Raw genomic sequence first — 14554 nt, 5'->3', positions numbered from 1 at the left:
ATCGTGCGCTATCAGTCGCCGTCTGGATCCCCTTCGTCCCACGGGACCGGGCCGGGCGTCGGTCGGGGGGTGTCCAGGTACTGCCCCTTGGTCACCTCACCCGTGCGCAGGTAGTTCAGGACCACCTCGTCGACCGCCGAGTTGCCGGTGTCGAAGTGGCAGTGCACCGTCCCGCGGACCCGGACCAGGATCCCACCGGTCGCGGCGGCAGTCGCCGGCCCGAACATCCCCGGCGTCTGGGTGTCGTGATCCGCCTGGATGACCAATGGTGCGGCGACCATGGGATTGGCCTTGATGCGCGGCGGGACCGTCGACGGCGGGAAGGGACAGAACGCCGTCTGATGCTCCAGGTTCTTCACGTCCTCGGCGGTGCTGCCGACAGCGTCACTGCTGCCCAGCAGTGCCGGGGCCAACGGATTGCGAACTGGCGGAGCGGTCTCGTTGCACTGCAGGATCGCCAGGTACGTCGCCATGTCGGACGTCAGCTCCGGGACCTCGGACCGCATCGCCAGCTGCTCCTCGACCTGCGCCTCCAGGTCGTTCCCCGCGGCCTCGTCCCCGAGCAGTCCGTTCGCGCCGGCCGAGATCAGCCAGGCGACATCCGACCAACGCGACGGTGTCCCCACGACCTCGTCCAACAGCGCGAAGAACTCCGGACTGTCCTCCACCTCGCGGTCGAACTCCCCTGTCGATGCGAGGGCGGCGTTGTCCAACCGGACCGACCCGGCGGCGAGCCCGTCCACCGAACCCGTACCCAGTGAGCCGGTGGCCAGGGACCCCGGGACCCCGTCCTGAGGTTGCGCGGGCGGTGGCAGGAAGCGGGACGCACCACTGCCCTCGTTACGGTCCAGTGCGCGGATGTTGTTGTAGACCTTCAGCGGGGTGTTCCCGAGCCGATAGGTGGCGTCGTGATCGGCGATCCACTGCATGAGATAGCCCCGGGCCTGGTGACGGGTCAACGCCTGCTGGCGGTCGATCTCGTACCACCAGTAGTCGGTGGGTCCGACCGCCGAGTCCAGGACCATCCGCTCGATACTGTCCGGGAACAGCGTCTGGTACATCATCCCGATCGCGGTGCCGTAGGAGAACCCCAGGAAGGAGATCCGCTCGAGTCCCATCGCCTCGCGGACCACCTCGTGGTCCCGGACGATGTTCTCGGTGGTGAACGACGAGACGAACTCCGGATCGCTGTCCATGCACCTCTTCGCCCGTGCGAGGTAATCGGTCCTCGCGTCCTCGACGCCGGCGGTGCACTCGAGCGCGCCCGCACCCTCCAGCCCGCGGGGTTGGACGATCACCAGGTCGTGATTTCGTCGGACCTCATCGATCGCCGCGTCGTTCGCTCCGTTCAAAGTGTTGTACCAGAGTTGCCGTGCGTCAGCGCCCGGACCGCCGGGATTCCCGAACACCGTCCCCGTGTGTTCCCCCGTGGCGGTGATCCTGCGAACCTCCACGTCGACGCGACGACCGTCCGTGACGTCGTGGTCGACCGGTACCGAGACCGATGAGCAGAGCACGTCGGCACGGGGAAAGCCGAAAATCTTCTCGACCTCCGAGTCGGCGGGACATGGGGTCCAGGCGACCGCGTCGACACCGACCATCGCGCCCGGTGGGACCGTGGTCGCCGTGGGCGTCAGACCCAGGACGAGAGCGGCAGCGGCGCCGAGTACGGCTGACGGGCGAAGGAGACGAGCCATGGCCACGATGATCTTCTTCCTGTGAACTCTTCGCGGTGAATGGGGCGAGCGCTCCGCAGGACCGTTATCCCGGCAGCCTCGCGCAGGGGGATCGTCATGTTCGAGGGGCTATGCGGGCGCCGAAGCGACGACCGGCGCAGCCCAGGGTGACACTGTCGCGATCATTACTTTCTCATCTTGGCCGGTCAGTCGCCGGAAAATGCTCATCCTGTGCAGCGGATTGGCACGGATAGACAGACCGGTCTATGGTGATCACGAGAGGCCACTACGCCTAACTGGAACGTGTTACCGTTTTTCAATTCCGCCGCGGCCACGGGTCGCGCCGGAACCGGCGTACCGTCGGTGGCCGTACGGGAGTCACGACCAGCCCCGATCATCAAAGACGCAACGGAGGTCAGCAGCGGTGGGCAATGTGTCCAAGACCAAGCTGGACAAGGTGGTCATCCGCATCGCGGGCGACTCGGGTGACGGCATGCAGCTCGCCGGTGACCAGTTCACCTCGGAGGCCGCGGCCTTCGGGAACGACCTGGCGACCCAGCCCAACTACCCGGCCGAGATCCGGGCCCCCCAGGGCACGATCCACGGGGTGTCGAGCTTCCAGATCCAGATCGCGGACTACGACATCCTCACCGCCGGGGACCGCCCCGACGTGCTGGTGGCCATGAACCCCGCCGCGCTCAAGGCGAACATCGACGACCTGCCCTCCGGCGGCATCCTCATCGTCAACTCGGACGAGTTCACCAAGCGCAACCTCACCAAGGTGGGATACGAGTCCAACCCCCTCGGTTCCCCGGCCTTCGAGGCGTTCCAGGTGCACGAGGTGGCCATGGGCACGCTGACCATCGGCGCGGTCGAGTCCGTGGACATCGGCAAGAAGGACGCCGAGCGCTGCAAGAACATGTTCGCGCTGGGACTGCTCACCTGGATGTACGGCCGCACGGTCGACTCGATCGAGAAGTTCCTGGGCAGCAAGTTCGGCAAGAAGCCCGCCATCCTCGAGGCCAACGTCCTGGCCCTGCACGCGGGCTGGAACTACGGCGAGACCACCGAGGCCTTCGCCTCGGAGTACGAGATCATGCCGGCCCAGCTGCCCACGGGGCGGTACCGCCAGATCACGGGCAACACGGCGATGGCCTACGGCCTGGTCACCGCGGGCCGGTCGGCGGACATGCCCGTCTTCCTGGGCACCTACCCCATCACGCCCGCCTCGGACATCCTGCACGAGCTGAGCAAGCTCAAGCAGTTCGACGTGACCACCTTCCAGGCGGAGGACGAGATCGCCGGTATCGGCGCCGCCCTCGGTGCCTCGTACGGCGGGGCGCTGGGCGTCACCTCGACCTCCGGACCCGGCCTGGCGCTGAAGTCCGAGGCGATCGGCCTGGCCGTGATGACCGAGCTGCCGCTGGTGATCATCGACGTCCAGCGCGGTGGCCCCTCGACCGGCCTGCCCACCAAGACCGAGCAGTCCGACCTGCTGCAGGCACTGTTCGGCCGCAACGGCGAATCACCCGTCGCGGTGATCGCCCCGCAGTCGCCCTCGGACTGCTTCGAGATCGCCCGTGAGGCGGCGCGGATCGCGGTCACCTACCGCACTCCGGTCATTGTGCTGTCCGACGGCGCGATCGCCAACGGCTCCGAGCCGTGGCTCCTGCCCGACGTGGCCGACCTGCCGGCGATCGACAAGAACCTCGCCACCGCGCCCGCGGCCGGCGCCGACGGCGAAACGGAGGCCGCGGGGGACTACCTCCCCTACGCCCGTGACCCCGAGACGCTGGCCCGCGACTGGGCGGTCCCGGGCGAGCCCGGACTCGAGCACCGCATCGGTGGGCTGGAGAAGGCCAACGGCACCGGCAACATCTCGTACACGGCGGAGAACCACGACCTCATGACCCGGACCCGGGCCCTGCGGATCGCGCTCATCGACGTGCCCGACCTCGAGGTCGACGACCCGTCCGGTGAGGCCGAGGTACTCGTGGTGGGCTGGGGGTCCTCGTACGGCCCCATCGGCGAGGCGGTCCGCCGCGCCCGCGCCAACGGCCACCGCGTGGCGCGCGCGCACGTCCGCCACCTCAACCCGCTCCCGGACAACATCGGTGAGGTGCTCGCCAAGTACCACCGGGTACTCGTTCCGGAGATGAACCTCGGACAGCTCGCCATGCTGCTCAAGGCACGTTTCCCGGCTCAGATCCAGCCCATCACCAAGGTGCACGGAATGGCGTTCTCGGCCGAGGAACTGCAGACCGCCATCGAGGCGGAGTTCGCCGGACGGCTCACCCACACCGAGCACGACAAGTACCGACTGGCGCTCGACGGGGTCATCACCACGACCGGCGAGCCAGCTGCGCGCAACCGGCGGATCGGCCACACCGCCACCGGCACCACCACCGCCAACCGAACCCGCTGACCCGCGAGCGAGGAGAGGATTTCCATGACCACCACCGAACCCGGACTCGTCGGCAGCCCGCTGCCCCTGGACGCGTTGGCGTCCGTGCCCAAGAGTGATGCGCCGCAGAAGCCCAAGGACTACACCTCCGACCAGGAGGTGCGTTGGTGCCCCGGCTGTGGCGACTACGTCATCCTGGCCACCATCCGCGCCCTGCTGCCCAAGCTCGGTCTCAAGCGCGAGAACATCACGTTCATCTCCGGAATCGGCTGCTCGAGCCGCTTCCCGTACTACCTCGAGACCTACGGCATGCACTCGATCCACGGGCGCGCCCCGGCCATCGCCACGGGGCTGGCCACCGCCCGCCCGGACCAGTCGGTGTGGGTGGTCACCGGTGACGGCGACGCCATGTCGATCGGTGGCAACCACCTCATCCACACCCTGCGTCGGAACGTCAACCTCAACATCCTGATGTTCAACAACCGGATCTACGGGCTGACCAAGGGCCAGTACTCACCCACCTCGGAGCCGGGCAAGGTCACCAAGTCCAGCCCCATGGGGTCGCTGGACCACCCGTTCAACCCGCTGTCGCTGGTGCTCGGCGCCCAGGCGAGCTTCGTGGCCCGCGCCCTGGACTCGGACCGCAAGGGTCTGACCGAGGTCCTCGAGGCCGCCGCCCGCCACCGCGGCACCAGCTTCGTGGAGATCCTGCAGGACTGCCCGATCTTCAACGACGGCTCGTTCGACCTGCTGCGCAAGGAAGACGCCGGCAATCACCTTATCCCGGTGCGCCACGGCGAGAAGATCATCTTCGGCGACGACGGCCAGCACTGCGTGGTCCGCGCCGGATTCTCGCTGAAGGTCGCCGCGACCGCCGAGGTCGACGAGGCCGACATCATCGTCCACGACGCCCACGCCGAGGACCCCTCCTACGCGCACGCGCTGGCGAACCTGTCCAGCCAGGACCTCGAGTACACCGTCACCGGGATCATCCGGCAGGTGCACCGCGAGACCTACGACGACCAGGCCCGTGCCCAGGTCGCCGCCGCCAAGGAGACCGCACCGGCGGACCTGCAGTCACTGCTCGACGGCAGCAACACCTGGACCGTCGGCTAAACGGACACGGCGGACACGCTGGTCAGACGGCCACACCGGCCGGACCGTCCCGGGGGCGGTCACCGCGCGGAGCTGCACTCAGAGCCGGGCGGTGGCCGTCCCGGCGACGCGTCCCCGGGCGTCCCAGGTGCGCTCGACCACATCGGCCGTACCGTGCTCGTCGACCCGCACCGCCGTCGTCGACCGGGTCCCGTACCACCGGCCGATCCGGACGAACCGGGACGACAGGCGCCACTCGTGCCACAGCGGGACCCCCGTCCGCGGCAGGTGCCGGAGCGGCGCCTTGCGGCGATCGGCGAGCAGGTCGAGTAGGGGACCCGACCAGTCCTGACCGGAGATCGCCTCGGTGCCCAGCAGGGATCGCACCTGTGCGACCGCCCCGACGACCTTCGGCCACGGGGTGTCGAGCGCCGCGTTGGACAGGCCGTGGACCCCGGCGCCCAGCCGCATCGGCCCCCGACCGGACCGGTTGGACGCCCACCACATCTCGTCGAGGTCGCCTGCCAGCAGGTTGACCGGCCCGTACCTGCCCAGATCGTCGACGACGTGCTGGGCGAACCCGGTCACGGGGACCGGCCCGGTGAGCGCGTCGACCGGAAGCTCACCTCGTGATGCGGTCGCCGGGCGCTCGGGGCCGCCCTCCCGGACGTTGGTGACCGCCGCCAACCGCGCCCCGGCGGCCAGCGAGAGCCACGTCCCGCCGGCCGTGACGTCGCGGCCCGCGACGATGCCGCCGACCCCCTCCCTGCCGGTCGTCCATTCGTGCAGGGATTCGGTGGGGCGGGCGTGGACCTCGTCCCGGTTGGCCACCAGCACCAGCGGGTACCGGGGGTGGACCCGGCGGGCGACGACGAGCATGCACATGGCATCGAACACTTCACCACCGGATGACCAGGCGCAACACCGGGGCCCCGCCTCCCGACTCGAGGCTCAGCGGGGCCACACTCCGGGCGGCACCCCGGGGGGCGCCGCGCCGAGTGTCTGCGCCAACCGTGCACGGGCGCGGGCCGTCCCCAGCCGCAGCAGCGGCCCGTCACCCCGCGGGCCGACGTAGGTGGTGCGGATCCCGGCCCTGGCCAGGGCCTCGACGAGTGCCACTCGTCGGGGGGCGTGCTGCTCGACTCCGGCGTCGATCCCCAGATCGACCGCACCGGCGGCGGTGATCCGGCCGGCGGTGATGAACCAGACCCGGAGCGCCCCCGCCGACGGGGTCCACCCGGCCGGCACGGCGGTCACGGCGCCACGCCGCCAGCGCCGCACGACCGGGACGAGAACCGCGGTCCGCGCGGTGGACACGGTGCACCGGCCGTCCGGGCCCGCCGCGGAGCGGACGGGGTCGAGTCCGGCCTCGGCGAGCAGCGCGACGAGGGCGTCGGCACGCCAGGCGGCATCGAGCCCCACGGAGACCTGCGCGAGGGCCCCCGCGAGGGTGGACTGGCCGCGTGCGGCGAGGGCGCCCTCGAGGTCTGTCGGCTCGGGGACGCGGGAGTCGGCGGCGAAGAACGACAGCTGCGTCACGGGGCCGAGCCTACGGCCGGCCCCCGACACGAGGCGAGGCCCCCGACGCGTACGCGTCGGGGGCCTCGTCGATCACGGGCGGTGGCGCCTTTAGATGGCGCGGACCTCCTGGGCCTGCGGGCCCTTCTGGCCCTCGCCGAGCTCGAACTCGACGCGCTGGTTCTCCTCGAGCGACTTGAAGCCCGAGCCCTCGATGGAGGAGTAGTGGACGAAGAGGTCGGCGGAACCGTCCTCCGGGGCGATGAACCCGTAGCCCTTCTCCGCGTTGAACCACTTGACGGTGCCCTGTGCCATGTTGTTGCGTTCCTTTTCCGTACTGCTTGGAGCGACCCCCGGGATGGCCACGCGGGTCGGGTCGCCCCACCGCCCGCGGGGAGCCCGCGACCGGCATCGGCGACCGGGACAAGTACACCACGAGATCAGGGCCGGGTGAACCGGTCTCCGCAGGGCAGCCCACCGCGCCGGGCAGCCGCATCCGGCCCGGACCCGACTCCGGAACGTGCTCGGGTGAGGACCCGGGCGGGTCGCCCTCTACCGTCGAGGGGTGACGACGTACGGACGCGAACTCCTGGGCCACCTGCTCGAGCAGCTCCCGGCCGGGCCGTCGCCTGTCACCCATACGGCGGAGTTGCCCGCCCGTGAGGCCCGGTACGCCGACTGGCCGGCCTGGGCACACCCGGGGTTGGTCGACGAACTGCGTGGTCGGGGCGTCGACAGGCCCTGGGCCCATCAGGTGGCCACCGCCGAGCACGCGCACTCGGGGAGGAACGTGGTGGTGGCCACCGGCACCGCGTCCGGCAAGTCCCTCGGCTACCAGCTGCCCGCGCTCAGCACGCTCGCCTCGGACCGGGGGGCCTGCGTGCTGTACCTGTCCCCCACCAAGGCGTTGGGCCAGGACCAGCTGGCCTCGGTGGTGTCGCTGGTGGACGCCGTGCCCGGGCTCGCCCATGTGGCCCCCGCGTCCTACGACGGCGACACCCCGACCGACGCCCGGCCGTGGATCCGCGAGAACTCACGCTGGATCGTCACCAACCCCGACATGCTCCATCTGTCTGTGCTCGGTCGGTCCCGCCAGTGGACGCGCATCCTGCGGGGGCTCCGCTACGTCGTCGTCGACGAGTGTCACTCCTACCGCGGCGTGTTCGGCTCCAACGTCGCCCTGATCCTGCGGCGGCTCGACCGGCTCGCCCGGGCCCTGGGGGCCGAACCGACGTTCGTCCTGGCCTCCGCCACCACCTCCGACGCCGGCGCGGCCGCCGGCACCCTCGTCGGCCGCCCCTGCGTCGAGGTGACCGACGACGCCTCACCCCAGGGGGGCCGGACGGTCGCGCTGTGGGAACCACCGCTCATGGACGGGTTCTCCGGGGAGAACGGGGCCCCCGTGCGGCGGCCGGCCCCCGTCGAGGCGTCCACCCTGATGGCCGGGTTGGTGGCCGAGGGCGCCCGGACGCTGACCTTCGTGCGCTCGCGCGCGGGCGCCGAGTCCACCGCGCTGCGGGCGCGCGAGCGGCTGATCTCCGACCACGGCGAACGGGGCCGTGAGTTGGCCGGGCGGATCGCGGCCTACCGCGCCGGGTATCTGGCCGAGGACCGACGACGACTCGAGCGCGGGCTGGCCGAGGGGGACCTGGTGGGTGTGGCTTCGACCTCCGCGCTCGAACTGGGGGTGGACATCTCCGGACTGGACGCCGTGGTCAGCGCGGGATTCCCGGGGACCATCGCCTCGTTCTGGCAGCAGGCCGGCCGGGCCGGTCGACGGGGACAGGGTGCGCTGGTGGTCCTGGTGGCCCGCGACGACCCCCTCGACACCTATCTGGTCCACCACCCCGAGGCGCTGCTGGGCAAACCGGTCGAGGCCACCGTCACCGACCCCCGCAACCCCGTCCTGTTGGCCGGGCAGCTGCGGTGCGCGGTCAGCGAGCGGCCCATGTCGCACGAGGAGGCCCGCGTGTGGGGCGCCACCGAGGTCCTGGAGGAGTTGGCCGAGCGCGGACTGGTCCGGCGCCGGCCCGCAGGGTGGTACCCGGCGGCGGACGACCACACCCCGCACTCGGAGGTCGACATCCGCGGGACCGGCGGGGCCGAGGTGGTGATCGTCGACGCCGTCGACGGCCGGATGCTCGGGACCATCGACTCGGTTCGGGCGCGGTCGCAGGTCCACCCGGGGGCGCTGTACCTGCACCAGGGAGAGTCCTTCGTGGTGGACGAGCTGGACCTGGACGACGGGCTCGCCCTGTGTCGCCCGGAGGAACCGGAATGGACCACCTCGGCCCGTGAGCAGGTCTCGATCGACCTGATCGAGACCCTGGAATCCGTCTCCGCCGGGCCGGTGACGCTGTCCTACGCCGAAGTCGAGGTGACCGCCCGCGTGACCGGGTACCAGCGGCGCCTGCGCGGCGGGGAGATCCTCGACGTGACGCCGCTGGACCTGCCCGAGACCGTCCTGGCCACCCGAGCGGTGGTCTACACCCTGACCCCGCAGCTACTCCGTGTCGCCGGGTTGGAGGAGGCGGACTGGCCGGGCGCGCTGCACGCCGCCGAGCACGCGGCCATCGGCCTGCTCCCGCTGGTCGCGACCTGCGATCGTTGGGATATCGGCGGCGTGTCGACGGCCCTGCACCCCGACACCGGACTGCCCACGGTGTTCGTCTACGACGGCTACGCGGGCGGCGCCGGCTTTGCCGAACGCGGGTACCGGCGCGCGACCTCGTGGCTCCGGGCAACATTGGACGCCATCCGCTCGTGCGAGTGCGAGACCGGCTGCCCCTCGTGCATCCAGTCCCCCAAATGCGGGAACGGCAACGACCCGCTCTCCAAGACCGGCGCGATCGCGTTGCTGATGGAGGTCGTGGGGCAGCTCTCGGAGGCCGTCGACTCATAGCGGTCCCGCGCGGGCCACCGCCCACGCCGCCCGCACTCCCAGCACCCCGAGCTCGAGCCGCACCTCGGCCCGGATCACCACGTCGTGGCCGTCGACCGTGCATCCGGCAACGACGGCCCGGTTGGCGGTGGCCACCCCGGCAGCGACCGAGCACGGGTCCTCGTCGGCTCGCAGCGCGTGGGCCCCGGCGAGGGCGGCCAGATCCGCCGCCGACCGGGCGGAGTGCGCGGCCACCGCCGCCCGCCCCACGAGCAGCACCGCCACGGTGAGGGCCAGGACGGCGGCCGCCGCGAACGCGGTCACCGCGCTCATGTACCCCTCGTCGTCGTCACCCCACCCGACAGGCCGGCGGCCCCGACCCGGCCCCCTCACCCGGACACCCCGGGTTCGGCCCTCGCCACCGCGCGGCCCGTCAGCACGACCCCCGGCAGGCCCCTGGCGGGCACGCTGACCTGCGCCGTCACATTCCCGCCGCCGCTGTCGACCGACACCTCGGCAGCGGGCGCCGCCGCCCGCCCGGCGGCGACACCCTCCCCCGTACCGGACATGGCCGCCACCCGGGCGGCTTCCCGCGCGGCGTCCACGACCCTGATCTGGGTGAGCGCCGCGGCGGCCCCGGAGGCGGCCACGGCCAGGACCACGACGAGCGAGGCGATCCCGAGCGCCGCCTCGACGGTCACCGACCCGCGGTCCGCCTCCGCGTCCCCTCGATGCGGCCGCCGCACCCTCACACCGAGGTGTTGAGTGCCCGCTCGATGATCCCGCCGAGGGCGTCGGGTATCGAGTCGCCGCTGACGACCGTGTAGAGCACGGCCCCGAAGGCGGCGGCAGCGATCGTGCCGACCGCGTACTCCACCGTGGACATCCCGGCGTCGAGTCGGGCGACGGTCTCGAACCGGCGCGCCAGACCGACGCGGGCGCGGCGGAGGGTGGAGGTGATCCGGGTGCTGGTGTGAATGGTCATCGTGCTTCTCCTTTTTTGGTGACCGGGGCGGCGTCTCCACCCCGGAATCGGTGGGCGGGACTCCCGATCACGGCAGGACCCCCGGCAGCATCCCGTCGGCCAGACCCACGACGACGGGGAGGACTCCCAGGCACACGAATGCCGGGAGAAAGCACAGGCCCAGCGGGCCGGCCACGAGCACGGCGGCACGCTCGGCGCGGGCGGTCGCGGCGGCGTCGGCACCCGAGCGCATGCGGTGGGCCGCGTGATCGAGCGCCGAGCGGACGGATCCGCCGCCGTCGGTGGCCCGGGCGAGCACCGACGCGACCGGGGCCAGGCGATCCGCGCCGGGTACGTCCTGCCACGCCTGGCCGGGGGTCGCACCGAGGCGGGCCCGGGCCGCGGCGGCGTGGAGGGGCCCGGCCACGTCCGGGTCGGTGGGGGCGATCGCGTCGCCGACCGCGGCCAGCGCCAGATGGGTGGGCAGCCCGGCGAGCAGCGCCACTGAGAGCAGGTCCAGCATCCGCGCCAGGGACTCGGTGTCCGCGGGCCCGGCGCGCCGCCGGCGGACCAGATCGAGGACCGGGGACAGCAGGACTGTCTGCATCAACGGTCCTGGTGTGCTCCGGTCGGGAGCGGCGGCGGGGACGGAAGCGGAAACGGCGGTGAGCTCACGCAGCCTTTCGGTGGCCGCGCCCCGCCACGGGGCGACGCACAGCGCGGCGGCGAGCAACAGCAGAGCGACACTCATCTCGACGCCCCGTCAACGATCCGGTCCGTCCACGACAGGCCCGCCGCGAGGAACCCGGCGCCGATCAGGCACAACATTCCGCCGATCCGGCCACCGAGCAGCACCCCGAGCGGATCGGCCCCGAAGCCGGACCCCAGCAGCACGCCGAAACCGGGCAGGGCGGTGAGGATCACCCCGGTGGCGCGGGGACCGGCGAGCGCGGCGTCCACGCGGACCGCCCGCTCGCGGCGCGAGGCCACGTCCGCCCGGAGCCCGTCGACGACCACGGCCAATGCCACCCCGTGCCGGGCGGCCAGGAGCCAGGCACCCGCGAGTTCGCCCGCCACGCGATCGACCCGCCGGTCACCCGCCGCGGCCCCACCCGCCGCTGCCTTGCCCGCCGCAACCCTGCCCGACTCCGTCCCACCCGTCTGCCGGGCGGCGGCCGCGTACAGCGCCGCGGCGACGTCCCCACCCAACCGGGCGTGGGAGCCGGCAGCGCTCAGCACGGCCGCGACCCCGGGATCCCCTGACCGTGCACCCTCCGCAGCGCGGCGTAAGGCCTCCTCCGGGCCGGCGCCGGCCCGCAGCGCCGACGAGGCGTCGTCGAGCGCGCGTTCCCAGGAACCGAGGCGCTCCAGCCGATGTCCCCGCACACCAGCGCGCCTGCGCAGGTCGGCCCCCACGACCCCGAGCAGGGCGGCGGCGCAGGCGTGGAGGGGCCCGGCCACGACCAGGCCCGCGATCCCCGCGGCCACGGGAACCACCACCGTTGCCGGTACCCGCCCCAGCACCGCGGGTAGAGCCTGCCCGCGCGACCCGGGCACGCCACTCAGGTGCCGGAGGCGCATCCGGGCCACCCCGTCCGGCCACACGAGCAGGGCCCCGGCCAGCAGCAGCACCGCCGCCGTCATCCGCCGGCCCCCGCGATCAGCGTGTCGAACGCCGGCCTGCCGGGCACCGCTCCCCCGTCGGCGCGCCAGGCGGGGTCCACGACGATCCCCTGCACATCCCGTCGGACCACGCCCATGGAGTCCACGGTCCGCCTCCCGTCGGGCAGTCGACGCATCCCCACCACGACCCTGAGCGACGCGGCGACCTGCGCGGACAGCGCCGCTCGGTCGAGCCCACCGAGTGCCCCGAGGGCCTCGAGCCGGGCCGGGAGCTCGGTGGGCGAGTTGGCGTGGACGGTGCCGGCGCTGCCGTCGTGCCCGGTGTTGAGTGCGGCGAGCAGATCCGCCACCTCGCCGCCGCGCACCTCGCCCACCGCGATCCGGTCCGGGCGCATCCGCAACGCCTGCCGGACCAGTTCGGACATCGCCACCCCGCCCGCGCCCTCGACGTTGCCGTGCCGCACCACCAGCCGCACGACGTGCGGGTGCGCCGGCCGCAGCTCCGGGGAGTCCTCGACACACAGCAGCCGTTCGCCCGGCGGCACCAGGCCGAGCAGCGCCGCGAGCAGGGTCGTCTTTCCCGAGCCGGTCCCGCCGACCACCAGGTATCCGATCCGGGCCGCGACCAGCGCGCGGAGCAGCGGCCCGGCCTGGGGCGGCACGGTCCCCGAATCCACGAGCCGGTCGAAGGTGGCCTGCGCGGGCCGCGAGACCCGCAACGACAGACAGGTCCCGTCCACCGCCACCGGGGGCAACACCGCGTGCAGCCGCCACGCCATTCCGTCCCGGGACCGGACCACCCCGTCCGCCCAGGGCCGGGCGTCGTCGAGCCGCTGCCCGGCCCGGCCCGCCAGCCGCACCGCGAGGGCCCGCAGCTCGGACTCGGTGGCCACCACCACGTCGGTTTTCTCGAGTCCCCGCCCGCGGTCCACCATCGCCGGACCCGGCCCGTCCACCACCACATCGGTGACCCCCGGGCTCGCCAGCAGCGCCTCGAGTGGTCCCGCTCCCGCGAGGTGCTCCCGCACCAGGCGAGCGGTCCGCAGCAGGTCCAGGTGGCCGTGCAGGACGTCGGACTCGGCCCGGACCGCGCGCACCACCTCGTCGGGGTCCGGCTCCACCCCGAGGCCGGCCAACCGGGCGCGGACCCGGTCCACGAGGTCCCCGGGGAGCGCGGCCGTACCGGATCCCTCACCGGTCACCGGGGCTCACCTCTTCCAGCAGGGCGTCCGCCACGGCGCTGAGCCGCCGCACCCGGCCACCCGGTCCGCCCCCTCCATCCCGACCGCGCCGACCACGGGGTCCGCGCCCGAGCGCACGGACGAGGTCACCGGTCCCGGTCAGCCGACGCACGGACCGGACCTCCGGGAGCACGTGCCACCGTGCGAGCCCCGCCGAGTCGGCCACGTCCGCCGCGTCGAGCGGGTCCCCGCGGTGCGTCCGGATCACCAGGGCGGCGCCGCGGAGGTCGCCGACGATCCGTCCGGCCGCGACGGCGCCCTGGAGATCTGCCCTGGTCACGACGACGACGAGGTCGGCCCGGGCGAGTACCGGGTCTCCGGCGGTGAACCCGCCGGCATCGCAGACCACCAGTCCCCCCGCCGACCGGTGGGCCAGCGCGGCCCCCACCGCGCCCCCGGAGGCGGACCGTCCCGCCGGCGCCTGATCGCCGCCCCTGGCCCGGGCCAGCACCCTGCACCCGGGCCCCGCCTCGGGCACGGCTCCCCACAGGGCGTCGGGGTCGGGGCCGCCGAGTTCGGCGCGTACGTCCTCCACCCTGAGCCCCGGCTCGGACTCCGTCCCCAGGACCAGGTCGATCCCGGTCCCCCGCGGGTCCGCCTCCACCAGGAGGGCCTGGCCGGAGTCGGCTGCGCGAATCGCGATCGCGGCCGCCAGGGTGCTGGCACCGCACCCACCCACCGCTCCCACCACGGCCACCAGGGACCCACGCCCCGCGGCGACCGGCGCCGTGAGCGCCCCCACGAGGTCCGCGGTCCCGGACGGCAGTCGGACCACCTCGTCGTCGCCACCGCCACCGTCGGCGCCCACCCGCACCAGACGCGCCACGCCGGGTCCCCCGCCGGTGCCCTCACGGTCCGTCACCACCACGTCCGCCGTGGCGCTGTCCGGCGACACGGGGTCCAGGGACAGCGCGGCGAGCACGGCGCGGACGTCGGCGTCGAGGTCCGGGTCGGTCACGTCGACCGCGACGGCTCTGTCTGAGAGTGAGTCGGGGACGGTGTCGTGGGCTGCGCGGGAGTTCTGGGTCACGGGCACAGCGTGGCGCACCCACCGGTCGGCGGACCCGACCCACAGCGCCGTCCCGGGGGCGCCTGTGGAGAGGCCGGGGGCTGTGGAGGACGTCCGCCAGTTCCGGAGGGTCCCGCATCGCG

Annotated in this window: 14 protein-coding genes; 3 read left to right on the top strand and 11 right to left on the bottom strand. The window is 73.0% G+C overall.

Annotation, left to right across the window (positions count from 1 at the left end; genetic code table 11):
• Positions 1-11: 11 nt before the first annotated feature.
• Entirely contained in the window at positions 12-1697 is a 1686-nt protein-coding gene (locus ABIE38_RS10125) for an alpha/beta fold hydrolase (RefSeq protein ID WP_354055894.1), read from the bottom strand.
• A 403-nt stretch (positions 1698-2100) separates the two neighbouring features.
• Here ABIE38_RS10125 and ABIE38_RS10120 point away from each other — a divergent pair, with 403 nt between their 5' ends.
• Together ABIE38_RS10120 and ABIE38_RS10115 are read left to right on the top strand one after the other, a co-directional pair.
• Positions 2101-4101, top strand: a complete 2001-nt coding sequence (locus tag ABIE38_RS10120; protein WP_354055892.1) for a 2-oxoacid:acceptor oxidoreductase subunit alpha — start codon at positions 2101-2103, stop codon at positions 4099-4101.
• 24 nt (positions 4102-4125) lie between these two features.
• Positions 4126-5196: a 2-oxoacid:ferredoxin oxidoreductase subunit beta gene (locus ABIE38_RS10115; RefSeq protein WP_354055890.1), complete on the top strand. Its 1071-nt coding sequence runs from the start codon at positions 4126-4128 to the stop codon at positions 5194-5196.
• A gap of 78 nt (positions 5197-5274) precedes the next feature.
• Here ABIE38_RS10115 and ABIE38_RS10110 read toward each other — a convergent pair whose 3' ends face one another.
• The 3 genes from ABIE38_RS10110 to ABIE38_RS10100 form a co-directional block, all read right to left on the bottom strand.
• Positions 5275-6072 carry an NRDE family protein gene (locus ABIE38_RS10110; protein ID WP_354055888.1) on the bottom strand — a complete coding sequence of 266 codons (798 nt, stop codon included), beginning with the start codon at positions 6070-6072 and terminating at the stop codon, positions 5275-5277.
• Positions 6073-6126: 54 nt separating this feature from the next.
• Positions 6127-6714, bottom strand: coding sequence for a hypothetical protein (locus ABIE38_RS10105; protein WP_354055886.1), 588 nt, complete (start codon positions 6712-6714; stop codon positions 6127-6129).
• Positions 6715-6804: 90 nt separating this feature from the next.
• Entirely contained in the window at positions 6805-7008 is a 204-nt protein-coding gene (locus tag ABIE38_RS10100) for a cold-shock protein (RefSeq protein WP_107749373.1), read from the bottom strand.
• Between the two features lie 250 nt (positions 7009-7258).
• On the opposite strand from ABIE38_RS10100, the gene ABIE38_RS10095 reads away from it, so the two are divergent.
• Complete coding sequence (locus ABIE38_RS10095; protein ID WP_354055884.1) at positions 7259-9595, top strand: DEAD/DEAH box helicase; 2337 nt, start codon at positions 7259-7261, stop codon at positions 9593-9595.
• On the opposite strand, the gene ABIE38_RS10090 is transcribed toward ABIE38_RS10095, so the two are convergent.
• The 7 genes from ABIE38_RS10090 to ABIE38_RS10060 all read right to left on the bottom strand — a co-directional run bounded on the left by ABIE38_RS10090 (position 9590) and on the right by ABIE38_RS10060 (position 14432).
• Entirely contained in the window at positions 9590-9907 is a 318-nt protein-coding gene (locus tag ABIE38_RS10090) for an Rv3654c family TadE-like protein (RefSeq protein WP_354055882.1), read from the bottom strand. The two genes, ABIE38_RS10095 and ABIE38_RS10090, sit on opposite strands and share 6 nt — an antisense overlap.
• A 56-nt stretch (positions 9908-9963) precedes the next feature.
• Complete coding sequence (locus ABIE38_RS10085; RefSeq protein ID WP_354055881.1) at positions 9964-10275, bottom strand: TadE family type IV pilus minor pilin; 312 nt, start codon at positions 10273-10275, stop codon at positions 9964-9966.
• Between the two features lie 47 nt (positions 10276-10322).
• Positions 10323-10559: a DUF4244 domain-containing protein gene (locus ABIE38_RS10080; RefSeq protein ID WP_354055879.1), complete on the bottom strand. Its 237-nt coding sequence runs from the start codon at positions 10557-10559 to the stop codon at positions 10323-10325.
• Positions 10560-10626: 67 nt separating this feature from the next.
• A complete protein-coding gene (locus tag ABIE38_RS10075; protein ID WP_354055877.1) occupies positions 10627-11289 on the bottom strand; it encodes a type II secretion system F family protein in 663 nt (220 codons plus the stop codon).
• Positions 11286-12182 (bottom strand): type II secretion system F family protein, encoded by an 897-nt coding sequence (locus tag ABIE38_RS10070; protein ID WP_354055875.1) that lies wholly within the window; start codon positions 12180-12182, stop codon positions 11286-11288. The genes ABIE38_RS10075 and ABIE38_RS10070 overlap by 4 nt, the downstream gene beginning before the upstream one ends.
• Positions 12179-13363: a TadA family conjugal transfer-associated ATPase gene (locus ABIE38_RS10065; RefSeq protein WP_354055873.1), complete on the bottom strand. Its 1185-nt coding sequence runs from the start codon at positions 13361-13363 to the stop codon at positions 12179-12181. Before ABIE38_RS10065 ends, ABIE38_RS10070 begins: the two co-directional genes overlap by 4 nt.
• Entirely contained in the window at positions 13353-14432 is a 1080-nt protein-coding gene (locus tag ABIE38_RS10060) for a CpaE-like family protein (protein ID WP_354055871.1), read from the bottom strand. The genes ABIE38_RS10065 and ABIE38_RS10060 overlap by 11 nt, the downstream gene beginning before the upstream one ends.
• Positions 14433-14554 lie beyond the last annotated feature (122 nt).

This window comes from Dietzia sp. 2505, assembly GCF_040546785.1.
Lineage (GTDB): Bacteria > Actinomycetota > Actinomycetes > Mycobacteriales > Mycobacteriaceae > Dietzia.
Note: the sequence above shows the minus strand (reverse complement) of the source record. Positions and strands in the feature narration are given on the sequence as shown.

Excerpts from the sequence above, each read along its gene's own strand:
- ABIE38_RS10125 (WP_354055894.1), bottom strand. The coding sequence starts at position 1,697 with ATGGCTCGTCTCCTTCGCCCGTCAGCCGTACTCGGCGCCGCTGCCGCT.
- ABIE38_RS10115 (WP_354055890.1), top strand. The coding sequence starts at position 4,126 with ATGACCACCACCGAACCCGGACTCGTCGGCAGCCCGCTGCCCCTGGAC.
- ABIE38_RS10100 (WP_107749373.1), bottom strand. The coding sequence starts at position 7,008 with ATGGCACAGGGCACCGTCAAGTGGTTCAACGCGGAGAAGGGCTACGGG.
- ABIE38_RS10090 (WP_354055882.1), bottom strand. The coding sequence starts at position 9,907 with ATGAGCGCGGTGACCGCGTTCGCGGCGGCCGCCGTCCTGGCCCTCACC.
- ABIE38_RS10080 (WP_354055879.1), bottom strand. The coding sequence starts at position 10,559 with ATGACCATTCACACCAGCACCCGGATCACCTCCACCCTCCGCCGCGCC.
- ABIE38_RS10075 (WP_354055877.1), bottom strand. The coding sequence starts at position 11,289 with ATGAGTGTCGCTCTGCTGTTGCTCGCCGCCGCGCTGTGCGTCGCCCCG.
- ABIE38_RS10070 (WP_354055875.1), bottom strand. The coding sequence starts at position 12,182 with ATGACGGCGGCGGTGCTGCTGCTGGCCGGGGCCCTGCTCGTGTGGCCG.